The organism is Hymenobacter yonginensis (genome assembly GCF_027625995.1).
Classification (GTDB): Bacteria; Bacteroidota; Bacteroidia; order Cytophagales; family Hymenobacteraceae; genus Hymenobacter; species Hymenobacter yonginensis.
Window position 1 is genome coordinate 2,184,095 of sequence record NZ_CP115396.1, and the last position, 14,633, is coordinate 2,198,727.

The 14,633-nt window shown below is 60.7% G+C and carries 10 protein-coding genes; 4 read left to right on the plus strand and 6 right to left on the minus strand.

Annotated features, from left to right (window positions below):
- Positions 1 to 61 precede the first annotated feature (61 nt).
- From O9Z63_RS09520 to O9Z63_RS09535, 4 genes are all read left to right on the plus strand, one after another.
- Positions 62 to 1,027 carry a PorP/SprF family type IX secretion system membrane protein gene (locus tag O9Z63_RS09520; protein WP_270129090.1) on the plus strand — a complete coding sequence of 322 codons (966 nt, stop codon included), beginning with the start codon at positions 62 to 64 and terminating at the stop codon, positions 1,025 to 1,027.
- 341 nt (positions 1,028 to 1,368) lie between these two features.
- Entirely contained in the window at positions 1,369 to 2,538 is a 1,170-nt protein-coding gene (locus O9Z63_RS09525; RefSeq protein WP_270129092.1) for an MFS transporter, read from the plus strand.
- A 142-nt stretch (positions 2,539 to 2,680) separates the two neighbouring features.
- Positions 2,681 to 3,553 (plus strand): SMODS domain-containing nucleotidyltransferase, encoded by an 873-nt coding sequence (locus tag O9Z63_RS09530; RefSeq protein WP_270129093.1) that lies wholly within the window; start codon positions 2,681 to 2,683, stop codon positions 3,551 to 3,553.
- The gene (locus tag O9Z63_RS09535; RefSeq protein WP_270129094.1) at positions 3,531 to 4,100 is read left to right on the plus strand and encodes an SLATT domain-containing protein; all 570 of its coding nucleotides are present in this window, start codon (positions 3,531 to 3,533) and stop codon (positions 4,098 to 4,100) included. The genes O9Z63_RS09530 and O9Z63_RS09535 overlap by 23 nt, the downstream gene beginning before the upstream one ends.
- A 225-nt stretch (positions 4,101 to 4,325) precedes the next feature.
- Here the strand turns inward: O9Z63_RS09535 and O9Z63_RS09540 are convergent, their stop codons facing one another.
- The 6 genes from O9Z63_RS09540 to dnaB form a co-directional block, all read right to left on the minus strand.
- The gene (locus O9Z63_RS09540; RefSeq protein WP_044017341.1) at positions 4,326 to 6,557 is read right to left on the minus strand and encodes a xanthine dehydrogenase family protein molybdopterin-binding subunit; all 2,232 of its coding nucleotides are present in this window, start codon (positions 6,555 to 6,557) and stop codon (positions 4,326 to 4,328) included.
- Between the two features lie 5 nt (positions 6,558 to 6,562).
- Positions 6,563 to 7,585 (minus strand): FAD binding domain-containing protein, encoded by a 1,023-nt coding sequence (locus O9Z63_RS09545; RefSeq protein ID WP_270129096.1) that lies wholly within the window; start codon positions 7,583 to 7,585, stop codon positions 6,563 to 6,565.
- Positions 7,586 to 7,685: 100 nt separating this feature from the next.
- Positions 7,686 to 8,225 carry a (2Fe-2S)-binding protein gene (locus O9Z63_RS09550; protein ID WP_270129097.1) on the minus strand — a complete coding sequence of 180 codons (540 nt, stop codon included), beginning with the start codon at positions 8,223 to 8,225 and terminating at the stop codon, positions 7,686 to 7,688.
- Between the two features lie 556 nt (positions 8,226 to 8,781).
- The gene (locus tag O9Z63_RS09555; RefSeq protein ID WP_270129098.1) at positions 8,782 to 11,352 is read right to left on the minus strand and encodes a TonB-dependent receptor; all 2,571 of its coding nucleotides are present in this window, start codon (positions 11,350 to 11,352) and stop codon (positions 8,782 to 8,784) included.
- Between the two features lie 123 nt (positions 11,353 to 11,475).
- A complete protein-coding gene (locus O9Z63_RS09560) occupies positions 11,476 to 11,832 on the minus strand; it encodes a winged helix-turn-helix domain-containing protein (RefSeq protein ID WP_270129099.1) in 357 nt (118 codons plus the stop codon).
- 188 nt (positions 11,833 to 12,020) lie between these two features.
- Positions 12,021 to 14,576 carry a replicative DNA helicase gene (gene dnaB / locus O9Z63_RS09565; protein ID WP_270129254.1) on the minus strand — a complete coding sequence of 852 codons (2,556 nt, stop codon included), beginning with the start codon at positions 14,574 to 14,576 and terminating at the stop codon, positions 12,021 to 12,023.
- Between the last annotated feature and the right edge of the window lie 57 nt (positions 14,577 to 14,633).

Below are 14,633 nucleotides of genomic sequence, written 5' to 3' on the forward strand. Positions count from 1 at the left end.
CGCCTCTTGCGCGGCCGGCTTCCGGCCATCCATCACCCACCGCACCATCCTCATGACGGGTATGAAACGAGCTTTACCACTGCTGCTGCCGCTGTTGCTGCTGGCCGCTCTGCCGGCCCTGGCCCAGCAGCAGGCCCAGTACAGCCAGTACATGAACAATAACTACATCCTCAACCCCGGCGCTACGGGCGTGGAAGACTACATCGACGTGAAAGCCAGCTACCGCACCCAGTGGGCGGGGCTGGAGGGCGCGCCCAAAACCTACTACCTCAGCGCCAGTTCCTCGCTGGGCAAGTGGCGCACCACCAGCAAACGCACTCTCAATGACCGGCGCCGGCCCTTCCACGCCATCGGCGGGCTGGTCTACAGCGACCAGACCGGCCCCACCAGCCGCCGGGGCGCCTATCTGTCCTACGCCTACAACCTGGTGCTGCGGCCCAACCTGCGGGCGGCCCTGGGCGCGTCGGTGGGCATGCAGCAGTTTGCGGTGGATGGGCAGCAGCTCCGGTTTTTTGACCCCACCACCGTGGCCGCCAGCGACGCTTCCCGGGTCCCTGATGCCTCCGTGGGCCTGTGGGTGTACAGCTCCGATTTTTACGTGGGCGTGTCCGGGGCGCAGCTGCTGGCCAACAAGCTCAACTTCTCCTATGGCCCCACTCTGGCCGAGGGCGCGGGCAACTTCCTGAAGCGCCACTACTTCGCCACGGCCGGGGTGCGCGTGCCCCTTTCCGACGACTGGTCCCTGGTGCCTTCGGTGCTGGTGAAGGCCGTGCAGCCGGCCCCTCTGTCCGTCGACCTCAACGCCAAGCTCAAGTACCAGGACCTGCTGTGGGGCGGGGTGTCGTGGCGAGCGTTTGACTCGTTTGTGGCGTTGGTGGGCCTGAACTACGAACAGTTTACGTTTGGCTACTCCTACGATGCGGGTACCTCGGAGCTGGCCGGCTACAACAGCGGCAGCCACGAGATACTGGTCGGCCTACGCCTCAAGAAAAAGGCCCAGGTGGTCTGCACCAACCGGTTCTGGTAAGGGCTACTTTTGAGGCCATTATGCAGAGGCGCAGCCGAAGCATCTCGCATACTGACGTTGTGGAAAGTAACCGTCATGCAGAGGCGCAGCCGAAGCATCTCGCGTGCTGACGTTGTGGAAAGTAATCCAGACATCAGCACGCGAGATGCTTCGGCTGCGCCTCTGCATGACGTTCAGGGGTGTTTGGTTGGTTTTCAACAAATGCCCTCCGGCTAAACAACCTCAGCAACGACGAGACTCCAGCTACTGCGCCTCTACCTTGTGCACTAAGGGGCTGGGGGAGCCGGCCAACCGGCCGATTTGGGTACTTTCGCGGCTCTCCCACTCTCTCGCCCGCTCTCATGTCCCGTACTCTTCCCACCATTGTGGGGGCGCAGTTTTGCTGCACCTCGCTGTGGTTTGCCGGCAATGCCGTGGCGCCCGAGCTGGCGGCGCGGTTTCAGCTGCCGGCCGGCTTTGTGGCCTCGCTCACCAGTGCCGTGCAGCTGGGCTTTATCAGCGGCACGCTGCTGTTTGCGCTGCTGGCCCTGGCCGACCGGTTTTCGCCCTCGCGGGTGTTTTTTGTGAGTGCGCTGGCGGCGGCCACGGCCAACCTGGGAGTGCACCTGAGCGGCCTCGGGGCCGAAGGGCTGCTGGCCTGCCGCTTCCTGACGGGCTTTTTCCTGGCTGGCATCTACCCGGTGGGCATGAAAATAGCCGCCGACTACTACCAGGAAGGGCTGGGCCGCTCGTTGGGCTGGCTGGTGGGGGCGCTGGTGCTGGGCACGGCGTTTCCGCATTTGCTGCGCAGCGTTACGGGGCACTTGCCGTGGTACTACGTCACGGGCGCTACCTCGGCGCTGGCGGTGCTGGGCGGGGTGGCGCTGCTGCTGCTGGTGCCCGATGGCCCTTTCCGCCGCCCCGGGCAGCGGCCCCAACTCACGGTGTTTCTGGCGGGGTTCCGGCAGCCGCAGTTTCGGGCGGCGGCGCTGGGCTACTTCGGGCACATGTGGGAGCTGTACGCGTTCTGGGCGTTTGTGCCGGTGGTGCTGGCGGCGTTTCAGGCGCGGCACCCGGCGGCGGCGCTGCCGGTGCCGCTGCTCTCGTTCGGCATTATTGGCGGGGGCAGCCTGGCCTGCGTGGGCGCGGGGCTGCTGGCCCGGCGGCTGGGCCCGGCGCGGGTAGCCACCACGGCGCTGGCGCTGTCGGGGGCGTGCTGTGTGGCTTCGGGGCTGGTGCTGGGCGGCGGCTCGGTGGTGGGACTGGTGGCGTTTCTGGCATTCTGGGGGCTGGTGGTGGTGGCCGACTCGCCCATGTTTTCCACCCTGGTGGCCCGGCACGCCCCCGCCGAATCGCGCGGCGCGGCCCTAACCATCGTCAACTGCCTGGGGTTTGCCCTCACCATCGGGAGCGTGCAGCTCACCGGCTGGCTGGCCCCGCGCCTGCCGCCTCAGCTGCTGCTGCTGCCCCTGGCCATCGGCCCGGCGCTGGGGCTGTGGGCGTTGTGGCGGGGAAGTAGGGTGGCAGGCTAGGGAGTTTCGCTTATATTGCCTACCTACGGTAGATATAGAAGAAAACCCCCACTCGCGGGATAAGCAGATATATACAGAATAAAACCACTGTTGCCGATTACAGCAATAGTAATACTTCGCATCATACTAAATCTAAAACCTCATGAGCGTATCAAATTGGTTTGAAACTTTTAATAACAATATTCAAATCTCAAACCCAACTGTCGAGACTATAGCTTATAGGTATAAGCGCATGACGAGACAATTGAACAGAGACTTTTGGATTACAGAATCTGAAACTGCACATAGCCTTTATGTGGGTTCTTATGGACGAGATACAGATATCCATGTTAGTGATATAGATATGTTATTCCAACTACCTTATTCGGTTTACGAAAGATACAATGCCTATACTAACAATGGACAATCTGCATTATTACAAGCAGTTAAAAATTCAATAGAAAAGACCTACAAGTCATATATGAAAGCTGATGGACAAGTAATTGTCATAAGTTTTGATGACGGAATAGTATTCGAACTGGTGCCAACATTTATTAATAAAGATGACTCTTATACATTTGCTGACTCAAACAACGGGGGAAGTTGGAGAATAACAAATCCTAAACCCGAAATAACTGAAATTAGAAAAAAGAATGATGAATGGAATAAAAATTTAAAAAGACTTGCAAGAATGGCTAAATCATGGAAGGATAAGTGGAGTGTGCCGATGGGTGGTCTTTTAATCGACACAATGGCTTATAATTTTTTGAGCACTTGGCCTTATAGAGATAAATCATATATGTACTATGATTGGATGAGCAGAGATTTTTTCAAGTACCTTTCTGGGTTAAATGACCAACAAGATTATTGGCTGAGTCCAGGAGCGAGACAGTATGTTTGGCGAAAAGGAAATTTCACAAGCAAGGCTAAACAATGCTATAATCTTGCATTAGAAGCCATTGAAAAAGAAACAACATATCCAACAACATCTAAAAGCAAGTGGAAAGAAATATATGGAACAAAATTCCCCTCATAACGAACTTGAAATACTAGAATCTCAACTTCGTGAAAACTACGGAAAGATTGTCTACTCCCACAAAACACAAGAGAAATGTGCAGATATTCTAACCAGCAGAAATAACAAAATAAAAAATTCTCAAATTATACTATCTGCATTAGTCACGACAGGTTTATTAGTTAGGGTATTCAAAGGACATGACTGGGCGTTGATTGTTAGCACAATACTATCCGCATTACAATTTGGCCTAACAAGTTTCCTCAAAGAATACAACTTGGGTGAAACGATTCAAAAACACGCCACAGCTGCACTAGAGTTATTAGACATTAGAGAAAAATATCTATCCTTGTTAACTGATGTAAAAGCCAAAATTATTACACCAGCTGAAATAGTTGTCAAACGAGAAGAGCTACAAGACAGTCTTTCAAAAACTTATAAAGGCTCACCAAGAACATTTAGCAATGCTTATTCTTCAGCCCAGAAAGCATTACAAAAAAATGAAGAATTAACCTTTAGTGACAAAGAAATTGACAATTTTCTTCCAAAACCTTTACGCAAGACGTAAGCACAAACGCATAATTAATACTTTGTAATAGTGTCACTTACAAGCAAAGACTAGGTATTAGAATCATATTTTGTTTTTTTTGCACGAGGTTTGGGCTGACGGAATTTTATTAATCACCATCACAAACCTCTCACCTGCTGCCAGTAGTAGATTGACCCACCCACACAAAGACGCCCCGCAACCTCACGGTTACGGGGCGTTTTGCGTTACGGAAAGCGGCAGCGGTTACAGCAGCTTGTCAATCGTAATTGGCAGGTCGCGGACGCGCTTGCCGGTGGCGTGGTGGATGGCGTTGGCCACGGCGGCGGCTACCCCCAGCATGCCTACTTCCCCAATGCCTTTGGCGCCCAGCGGGTTCACCACATCGTCTTCCTCATCCACGAAGATGACGTCGATGTCGTGAATGTCGGCGTTGACGGGCACGTGGTACTCGGCAAAGTTGTGGTTCATGTAGCGCCCGAACTTGTGGTCCATCACGGTTTCCTCCATCAGAGCCGCCCCAATGCCCCACACGACCGAGCCCAACACCTGCGAGCGGGCCGTTTTGAGGTTGATGATGCGGCCGGCGGCAATGGCATTCACCACCCGCGTCACGTGCACCGTGCCCAGGTCCTCGTCTACCTTCACTTCCACAAACACGGCGTTGTGGGCGTGCAGCGAGTACTGCTTCTGCTTGAGCATGTTGGGCATCGTAGAGCCATCGGCTTCCACTTTGGCCTCACCGCTGGCCTGCAGCACGTCGCGGATTACCACCGACTGGTTGTGGTCGGCGCGGAGGCGAATCTGGCCGTTGAGAAATTCCACATCCTCGAACTTGGCATCCTTGAGCGGGGAGTCGTCCTGCTTCTGGGCCAGCTTCAGGATTTTACCGGCCAGGTCCTGGCACACGCTCTGGATGGCCGTGCCCACGGAGGCCGCCGTCCAGGAGCCGCCTTGCAGCGGCGCTTCGGGCTGGTCGGTGTCGCCGAGCTTGAACGATACGGCCTCCAGGGGCAGGCCCAGGGTTTCGGCCGCAATCTGCGTCATGATGGTGTAGGTGCCGGCGCCGTTTTCGCCGGCGCCGCTCAGCACCGTCAACTTGCCATCGGCCGTGATAGAGGCTTTGGCGGCCGATTTCTGCTGGGTGGCATCCCAGACACCGCCGGCCATGCCCCAGCCCACCAGCATCTTGCCGTCGCGCATGGAGCGCGGCTCCTGGCTGCGCTGGTCCCAGCCGAACTTGGCGGCAGCCTGGTGGTAGCATTCGCGCAGCTTCTTGCTGGAGAAGGGCTTATCTACGTTCTGGTCGCGGTCAGCGTAGTTGCGGAGGCGGAACTCCAGCGGGTCGAGGCCGGCGGCGTAGGCCATTTCGTCCATGGCCACTTCCAGCGCAATGCTGCCCGAGGCGGCGCCGGGGGCGCGCATATCGAGAGGCGTAAACACGTCGAGCTTGGCAATCTGGTAGCCCAGCTTCACGTTTTCGCACTGGTAGAGCATGCCGCTCCAGTTCACCACATTCTCGGTGTAGTCCTCGAAGTGGGAGGTTTCGTGGAGGGCATGGTGCTGCAGGGCGGCCAGCGTGCCATCGGGGTTGGTGGCCAGCTTCACAGTCTGGAGCACGTGGGGCCGGTGGCCGAAGCTGAACATCTGCTGGCGCGTGAGCGTGAGGCGCACCGAGCGGCGCAGCTCCAGCGAGGCCAGCACGGCTAGGTACACCGAGTACTGCGGCCGCAGGCCCGCGCCGAAGCCGCCGCCCATGTATTCGTTCACCACGCGCACGTCGTCCTTCTTCAGGCCGAACACGCCTACCAGGTAGTTTTTCACGTTGAAAACGCCCTGGGTTTTGTCGTAGGCCGTAATCTGGCCTTCGCCGCGCCACTCCACCGTGGTGCTGAACAGCTCCATGGGGTTGTGGTGCTGGGTGCCGTGCACGTACTCGGCCTCCATGCGGTGCTCGGCGGCACCCCAGGCTTTGTCGGGGTTGCCGCGGGGCGGTGGCGGTGGCTGGAAGCCGGTTTTGCCGCTGCCCGGCTCGTAGCCTTTGGCGCGCTGGGTTTCGAGGTTGGTTTCGTGCTTTTCTTCGTCGTACTCGATGCGCAGCACCGAGGCCGCGTAGCGGGCCAGCTCAAAGGAGTCGGCCACCACGAGGGCCACCGGCTGCTGGCTGAACTGAATTTCGGGGTCTTGCAGAGCCCGAAACGGCGAGCCGCCGGGTGCTACCAGATCCTTGTGCTTCTTGTCGAGCCAGGCCACGGAGGGCACGTTCTCGTGCGAAAACACCTGGATAACGCCGGGCAGCGCCAGCACCTCGTCGGCGTGGATCTTCGTGATTTTGCCCTTGGCAATGGGGCTGCTCACCACGTAGGCATACGCCATGTTGGGCAGGTGGTACTCGGCGGCGTAGGTGGCCGTTCCCGTCACCTTGGCCGGCCCGTCGACGCGGCTGGTGGCGGTGCCGATATAGTTAGTGGTGCTCATGCGGGTTAGGGATTGGAGTTCTGAAATACGTCGGAAGCCTTCTGCGAGCCGTCGGCGGCCTGCTTGAGAGCCCGCACGATGGCGCGCTGGGCCAGCGCAATCTTGAAGTCGTTGGAGCCCTGGCCTTTGGCGTCGGCCACAACTTGGGCGGCCACGCGGCGGAAGGTATCCTCGGTGGCGGGCTGGCCTTTCAGCATGGCTTCGGCCTTCTGGTCGCGCCAGGGCTTGTGGGCTACGCCGCCCAGCGCCAGGCGGGCATCCTTGATGGTGCCACCTTCCAGCTCCAGCCCTACCGCCACCGAAATCAGGGCGAAGGCGTAGCTGTTCCGGTCGCGCAGCTTCAGGTAGCTGAAGTTCTTCTCAAAGCCTTTCTCCGGCAGGTCGAGGCTGATAATCAGCTCGCCGGAAGCCAAGGTGTTGTCTTTCTCGGGCTGATTTTCGGGCAGGCGGTGGAAGTCGTCGAAAGCAATGCTCCGCTCGCCGTTGGGTCCGCTCACGCGTACCGTAGGAGCCAGCGCCGCCAGGGCCACACACATATCCGACGGGTGGGTGGCAATGCAATGCTCACTGGCCCCAAAAATGGCATGAATCCGGTTGAAGCCCCCGATGGCCGAGCAGCCGGTGCCCGGCTCGCGCTTGTTGCAGGGCGTGGCCAAGTCGTAGAAATACAGGCAGCGGGTGCGCTGCATGAGGTTGCCGCCGTTGGTGGCCGCATTGCGCAGCTGGGGCGAGGCGCCGGCCAGGATGGCTTGGTTGAGCAGCGGGTAGCGGCTTTTCACGTCCTCGTTCCAGGCCGTGTCGGCGTTGGTAGCCATGGCGCCCAGGCGCAGGCCGCCGTCGGGCAGGCTTTCGATGGCAGCCAGCGGCAGCTTGGCCACGTTCACGAGGTGGGTGGGGCGCTCCACGTTTTCCTTCATCAGGTCGATGAGGTTGGTGCCGCCCCCGATGTAGGCCGAGCCCTGGTGGCTGGCCTGGTCCCGCACGGCATCCTCAACGGCCGTCGCGCGGTGGTAGGTAAATGAGTTCATGGTGTAGGGTGATGAGGTGATGAAGTGACTTGTGATGAGGTAGTACAGGAGAAGCAGTTGCTGTTCGCCGGGAGCAAACAGGGCCTTACTTCATTCCCAGTTACTTCCTCACCTCATTACTGCCTTTATCCACCACTTCCTTCACGGCATTCAGGATGCCTACGTAAGCGCCGCAGCGGCAGAGATTGCCGCTCATGTGCTCCCGGATTTCGTCTTCGGTGTGGGCTTTGCCTTCGTTAATGAGGCCCTGGGCCGAGCAGATCTGGCCGGGCGTGCAGTAGCCGCACTGGAAGGCGTCGTGGTCGACGAAAGCTTGCTGCAGCGGGTGCATGGCCTCCGGGGTGCCCAGGCCCTCGATGGTGGTGATGTCGTCGTCGTCGTGCATCACGGCCAGGGTCAGGCAGCTATTCACGCGCTTGCCGTTTACCAGCACCGTGCAGGCGCCGCACTGGCCATGGTCGCAGCCCTTTTTGGTGCCCGTGAGGCCGGCGTACTCGCGCAGGGCGTCGAGCAGGGTGGTCCAGGGCGCAATCTGGAGGGTGTGCTGCTGCCCGTTGATAGTAAGATGCACCGGGCTGGTGGGCGGCGGCGCAGCTACCCCACCGGCGCTGGCGGCTGAGGGAATCGGTTGCTGGATCATAGAAAGAGCATTGTGGTGTTGGAGTGGAAACGCGGGCAAGCCCAGCCTGACCGAATTAGCAAGGCAGACTTATTGGGTTACGCGAGCTTCCGCACCAGCGTTATGCTTTCGGCCGTATTTCTCCTGTACAAAATCCTATCCTTTTCCTCAGCCCGCACCTACCACTTGGTTTTTCAGCGGATTAACTCCATATCAAGACTTAATCTAAACAAACCCGCTCCTCGGAATGCCAGCAGCAAGGTCAGGATCTATCTTTCCTTATATTTTACAAAACACAACGCTCGGGGCCGGCTTCCGATTCTGCATCTAGCTCCCCGTTAACTCCCCCCGCCCCCGCTCGGCCCGGATGCGGCTCAGAGACTCGGGCGTGATGCCCAGATAAGCCGCAATATGCCGCTGCGGCAGACGCCGGGCCAGCGTGGGCATTACCATTGCAACGAAGCGGTTGAGATGCTTCGGCAAGCGGACGCCAGATGAAGCATGACGTTCTGTATGTGGCAACTAACTTTCCGACAACTCCAACATCAGCAACGATGAGACGCAACATATTGCGTCTCTACAGCCCGTACGTAACCTGCAGGTAGTACAGCCCGCCTACGCTGGGGCCGCCGAGGTAGCTTGCGTAGTAATGGTTGAGCACGTTGCTGGCGCCTAGTTTGAAGCGCAGGTTGGGCTCGGACAGGCGGTAGCTGAGCTGGGCGTCGAGGGTGCCGTAGGCGGGCACGTAGCCGGTTACCAGGAAGGTTTGGGAGTAGTAGCGCTGCTGCCAGCGGTAGTTGAGGCCGAAACCGAAGTTCTTCACCACGTTTTCGTTGCCCAGGCTCACGTTGGCGGCCCAGCGCGGGGTGTTGAAGCCATCCTCCAGTCCGTCGCCCAACTCAGTGCGGCGCAGGCGGGCGTAGGTGGCGCTGGCCCCGGCCAGATAGCCGCCGGCCACTTCGTAGCGCAGGCCCAGGGAGCCGCCGTAGTTGTACACCCGGCTGCGGGAGTTGGTCCAGAGGCGGTAGCGGGCCTGGCCGGCTCGGGCGCTCAGGGCGGTGGCGACGGCGTTCAGGTCGGAGCCGGCATTCAGCGGCTGGCCGGTGGCATCCAGGGGCACGTAGGCTTCTACCTGAGCAATAAAGTCGCGGTAGGTGTTGGAGTAGAAATCCACGTCGGCCAGCAGCCGCCCGCCCGGCAGCAGGGCCGCTTTGTAGCCCAGCTCGATGGAGTTGATGTGCTCGGGCCGCAGGTAGGTGTAAGGATTTTTCTGCAGCAGGCCCTGGTTCTGGCTGATGGCCTGGCTGCGCGAGAGGCCGCCGGTGTTCACGCCCCGCGTCACGGCCGCGTTGAAGGCATCAATGGAGCTGCGCAGGTAGCTGTTCTCAAACACTCCGTCCGACATCACCCGGAGCCCGCCGATGCGCTTCACCTGCCCGCTGTTCACGTTGGAAAACCCCTCAAACAAGCTCGGAAACCGGTAGCCGCTCTGGTAGCTCACCCGAAAGTTGTGGCGCTGGATGGGCGAATACACGGCCGTGAGGCGCGGGTTGAAGCGGGTGCTGAAATAGTGGTTCTTATCGGCCCGCAGCGTGGCCGTCAGGCGCACTTTCTCCTGCCACAGCCGCGCCCCGGCCTGCACGAAGCCGCCGGTTTTGCCGTAGGTGAGCGTGCTGTAGGGGTCCTCCCCCGCTTCGGGGTTGATGAAGTAGTTGCCGTCGGGTTGGATGAAATAGGTGCGGTGGTCGAGGCCCAGCAGCACGTCGGTCCAGGCGGGCAGGCGTTTGCCGCCACCCCGGCGCAGGGCTTCGCCGAGGTTCAGTTGGCCTTCCAGATGCAGCAAATCGGCCTGCACGCGCAGGGCCGCGCCCTGGTCCCAGTTGTTGATATCGGCCAGTTCGTGCAAGCGCTGCTGGAACTCCGGCGCGCCGGGCTGCAGGCGGCCGGCATCGGCGGCGGCGCGGGCCGTGGCGTGCGCCTGAGCTACCGTCTGCCTGTCGGCCACGGCCTGGTTCCAGGCGGCGGTGTAGTCCTGGTTCCAGCGGGCATCAGGCTTGAAGCTGCGGTCCAGGTTTTCAGCCATGCTGCGCAGGTTGTAGCTGCGGCCGGTGTTTTCCTGGGTGAAATAGGCTCGGGCCTGCACCACGGGGCCGGTGAGCTGCAACGCGTGCTGCTGCAGGTGGTAGTTGTCGAGCCGGAACCGGTTGCTGCGCTGGTACACGTTGTCGAAGTTGGCCCCGCGGTAGGTGTAGGCCAGCTCCGTTTTGTCGGTGAGCTTGTAGTGCAGGGCCGCGTCGTACTTGAGGGTTTGCAGCTGGTAGTCGGTCACGTCCTGCTCCCGGTAACCGGTGCGGGCCACCTGGTAGCTTTTGCCCCCCAGCGTCAGCGTCGAGCGGTTCGACGATTCGTTGCCGTAGCTGCTCACCGGGTCGCGGGCGGGGTTATCGACCCCCAGCAGGCCGGTGGTGGCATTGCCGTTGGGGTTGATGTCGGTCGGGTCGCGGGCAATCCAGTCGTAGCCGCGCAGGTAGGTGCCGTTCACCTTCACCGCCCACTTCGGGCCCAGCACCCGGGCGTAGCGCACACTGGTTTCGGAAAAGGCGTGCGCGCCGGTGGCCGGGTCGTTGAGGTGATTGACGCCCGTCTTCTGCTGCACGCTCAGGCCGGGGCTGCGGAACGGGTTGCGGGTGCTGAAGTTGGCCAGCCCGTTGATGGCGTTGAGCCCGTATAGCGCCGCGGCCGTGCCCGGCACCAGTTCCACGGCCTGAATATCCAGGTCGCTCGGCCCCAGTACGTTCCCGATGGGCCCGCCAATGTGCGGAGCCTGGTTGTCGATGCCGTCCACGAGTTGGGCGAAGCGCACGTTGGTGGTGTTGCTGAAGCCCCGGGCATTCAGCACCCGAAACCCCAGGCTGGGCGTTATCATCTGCACGCCCTTCAGGTGCTCGATGGCATCGAAAAACGAGGCCGCGGGCGTGAGCCGCAGCTGCCGGGCGTTGAGCTTCTCCACCGTTACGGGCGACTGCAGGATGCTTTCCTCCACCTTCGAGGCCGTTACCACCACCTCCCCCAGCCGCGTGGTGTCGGCGGGGGCCTGGGCGTGGGCCAGTATCGGAAGCAGCAACAGAGCGGGCGTAACGTGTTTCATGCGTTATATTTTTTCAAACATAACGAATAACCGGGCGAGAGGTTTTCGCGCAGTGGTTCGGGGTGGCCGTTCACTGCGAGACCCTGCGCAAACCACCTCGAGCCACTGCGTGAGAAACCAACGCTAGAACAGCCGCGCCGCCTCCGCCGCCAGAAACGCCTGAAACCGCGCCTGCAAAGCCTCAAACTCCTGAATGAGCTTCTCCCCTTCTGCCGTTACCACGGTGCCGCCGCCGCGCTTGCCGCCGGTTTGGGTCAGCACCAGCGGCCGGGCGCTCTGGGCATTCAGAGACGACACCAAATCCCAGGCCCGCTTGTACGACATGCCCATTTCCTGCGCCGCCTTTGAGATGGAGCCGTGCTGCTGAATCTGGCACAGCAGCTCCAGCCGCCCGATGCCCATGAACCGGTCGTCCGCGGATTCCACCCACAGGCGGCCGGTGAGGCGGAAGGTCAGGTCGGGGCGCAGCAGGTCTTTCATACGGGCAATTTTACGCAAAAGCCGCCGTATGGCTGTGGCGCGGACTTCAGTCCGCAGCCCCTGCAAACCGCGCCGCTTGCCCTGTCAATCGGGCGGCGGACTGAAGTCCGCGCCACAGCCATACGAAGCAGCCGGGGCACAAAAAAAGCGTCAGCCGTTGCCGACTGACGCTTTTGAAGCTTGAAGTTTTAGAATGGCGGCGGGCCGTCGTCGAAGTTGCTGCGGGGGAAGGCCTGGGCGGGCGGCGGGCTGTCGTTGTTGAGGCGCGAGCCCAGCCGGATGGTGTTGGGCGTGAAGCCGGTCTGCTCGTCGAAGCTGCTGGGCGGGAAGGCGCTGGGGTTGAAGCCCGCGTCGCCGAAGCCGCCTGCGCCGTCGAGGTCGGCGAACTTGGTGAACTTGCCGATGAACTTGAGCTGCACGGTTTCCAGGGAGCCGTTCCGGTGCTTGGCAATGATAACCTCGCCGGTGCCCTGCGTGGGGTTGCCCATCTCGTCCTCCGTAATCTTGTAGTACTCGGGGCGGTACAGGAAGATAACCATGTCGGCGTCCTGCTCGATGGAGCCGGATTCACGAAGGTCACTCAGCTGCGGCTTCTTGTCGCCGCCGCGGGTTTCCACGGAGCGCGAAAGCTGCGACAGGGCCAGCACCGGCACGTTCAGCTCCTTGGCAATGCCTTTGAGCGCCCGCGAAATCGAGGCAATTTCCTGTTCGCGGTTGCCGCCGCCTTTGCCATCGGTGTTGCCGGTCATCAGCTGCAGATAGTCGATGATGATCATCGAAATATCGTGGTGAGCCTTGAGGCGGCGGCACTTGGTGCGCAGCTCCCGGATGCTGAGGCCGGGCGTGTCGTCGATGTAAATCGGGGCCGACGACAAACTGGAAATCTTGTGGTTGAGCTGGGCCCACTCGTGGTCGGCGAGGTTGCCCTTCTTGATCTTCTCGGAGTCCAGCTCCGCCTCCGCCGAAATCAGACGATTCACGAGCTGCAGCGAGGACATTTCCAGCGAGAAAATGGCCACCGGCTTCTTGAACTCCACCGCCGCGTTGCGCATGGCGGATACCACGAAAGCCGTGTTGTGGGTCACGGTCATGTCCTGGAGCAGAAACAGGCGGTTGCCGTCGATGCTGAAGCCGTAGTAATTGTCCTCGCCGTCAAACTCCACCGAAATGCCGGTCATGCGCCAATCCACGGGGCTGCGCCAAGGCTGGGCCTGCTTGCGGGCCACGCGCACCGGCACCCGGTTGATATCGCCGTAGATGCGCACCCGGTACACCTCGCTTTCGTAGCCGATGGCACTGATGGCGGCCCGCTTCTTCTTCAGGGAAGTGCGGAAGCCCAGCGAGTCGGCCAGAAACTTGATTTGCCGGGCTAGGCGGTGGTTTTTCTGGGTGATTTCGTAGCCGTTGGACACCGGGTCGAGGTGGCCGTCGGAGTCGATGAGGCCGGCCAGCAGGCGCAGGCGGTTGTCGGTGCTGTTGCTCAGGTACGACTGCGGAATGTGCTTGTCGCCGAGCACGCCCAGCTGGCGCAACTCGTCCTGCAGCGAGTACTGGGCGATGCTGCTGCCCTGCCGGCCGCGCGTGATGCCGTAGCTGTTGCAGCGGTCCGCCACTACGCCTACGGTCACCTGCATGTCCAGCTCGGCAGCGTACTGGTGCAGATACTCGATAATTTCCGGGTCCTGGCCCGTGATGCGGCAGTTGTCGGAAGCACCGTCGCCGAGCCACACGCCCAGGAAATACGGATCAACCGGCACTTCCTGCGCGGCAAACTCTACGGGCACCTTGTAGCCCTTATAGTTGGAGCGGAACTTGGCCGACTTGCCGAGCCAGTCCTTCACCGTGATGTTGAGCACGTCGCCGTGGCGGTGCGGGCCCTCGGTGCGGCTGCGCTTCAGCGAGAGGATGTGGCTTTCGTTGACGCGGTAGGCCTCGCCCTTGTTCTGACGCACCCAGTACATGTTTTCGCGGCCCCGGGCAATGCTGAGCACCCGGCGCGGGGTGGAGTCGTCGCCCATCAGCAGCTCGCCGGCCTGTACGTCTTCCACGTTGCGCAGCGTGCCGTCGTACATCAGCACCTTGGTGCCTTTGCCAAGGCACTTACCCATGCCGGGCCGCGCCGCAATAATCACCAGGTCAGATGGTTGCCAACCTGACGTTACACGGTCCAGGGCCGAGAAGCCGGAGGGCACGCCGGTGAGACCGTCCTTCTGGTCTTTCTTTTCTTCCAGCTCCTTGATGGCCTTGCCCATCAGGCTGCGCATGTCGTCGAAGTTCTTGCGGATGTTCGACTCCGATACCTCAAACAGGGCCTGCTCGGTGCTGTCGAGGAGGTTGAACACATCGGTGGTGTCCTCGAAGGCGTCGCGCTGGATGGTGCTGGCAATGTTGATCAGCTCCCGCTTGATGGCGTTTTCGGTGATGATGCGGGAGTGGTACTCGATGTTGGCCGCCGAGTTGACCTTGAACGTGAGGTTGGCCACGTAGTGCGCACCGCCGGCGGGCTCCAGCTCGCCCATCTCGCGCAACTCGTGCGTAACCGTCAGAATATCAATTGGCTCCGACTTATCAAACAGATTCAGGATAGCCTTGAAGATGCGCTGGTGGCCGTCCTTGTAGAAGCTTTGGGGCTTCAGGATGTCGATAACCGTGGTGAGGGCATCTTTTTCCAGCATGAGGGCGCCCAGCACGGCGGCTTCCAGCTCCAGGGCCTGGGGCGGCAGCTTACCCGCGGGCCCGCCCATAGGCAGCTGCGCGGGGCGGCTGCTCCAGGCGGCTTTGGCGCGCGAGGCCGAGAGTTT

Coding starts and splice junctions, on each gene's coding strand:
- O9Z63_RS09530 (WP_270129093.1), top strand. CDS start 2,681: ATGAGCGTATCAAATTGGTTTGAAACTTTTAATAACAATATTCAAATC.
- O9Z63_RS09555 (WP_270129098.1), bottom strand. CDS start 11,352: ATGAAACACGTTACGCCCGCTCTGTTGCTGCTTCCGATACTGGCCCAC.
- O9Z63_RS09545 (WP_270129096.1), bottom strand. CDS start 7,585: ATGAACTCATTTACCTACCACCGCGCGACGGCCGTTGAGGATGCCGTG.
- O9Z63_RS09535 (WP_270129094.1), top strand. CDS start 3,531: ATGGAACAAAATTCCCCTCATAACGAACTTGAAATACTAGAATCTCAA.
- dnaB (WP_270129254.1), bottom strand. CDS start 14,576: ATGGGCGGGCCCGCGGGTAAGCTGCCGCCCCAGGCCCTGGAGCTGGAA.
- O9Z63_RS09540 (WP_044017341.1), bottom strand. CDS start 6,557: ATGAGCACCACTAACTATATCGGCACCGCCACCAGCCGCGTCGACGGG.
- O9Z63_RS09520 (WP_270129090.1), top strand. CDS start 62: ATGAAACGAGCTTTACCACTGCTGCTGCCGCTGTTGCTGCTGGCCGCT.
- O9Z63_RS09560 (WP_270129099.1), bottom strand. CDS start 11,832: ATGAAAGACCTGCTGCGCCCCGACCTGACCTTCCGCCTCACCGGCCGC.
- O9Z63_RS09550 (WP_270129097.1), bottom strand. CDS start 8,225: ATGATCCAGCAACCGATTCCCTCAGCCGCCAGCGCCGGTGGGGTAGCT.
- O9Z63_RS09525 (WP_270129092.1), top strand. CDS start 1,369: ATGTCCCGTACTCTTCCCACCATTGTGGGGGCGCAGTTTTGCTGCACC.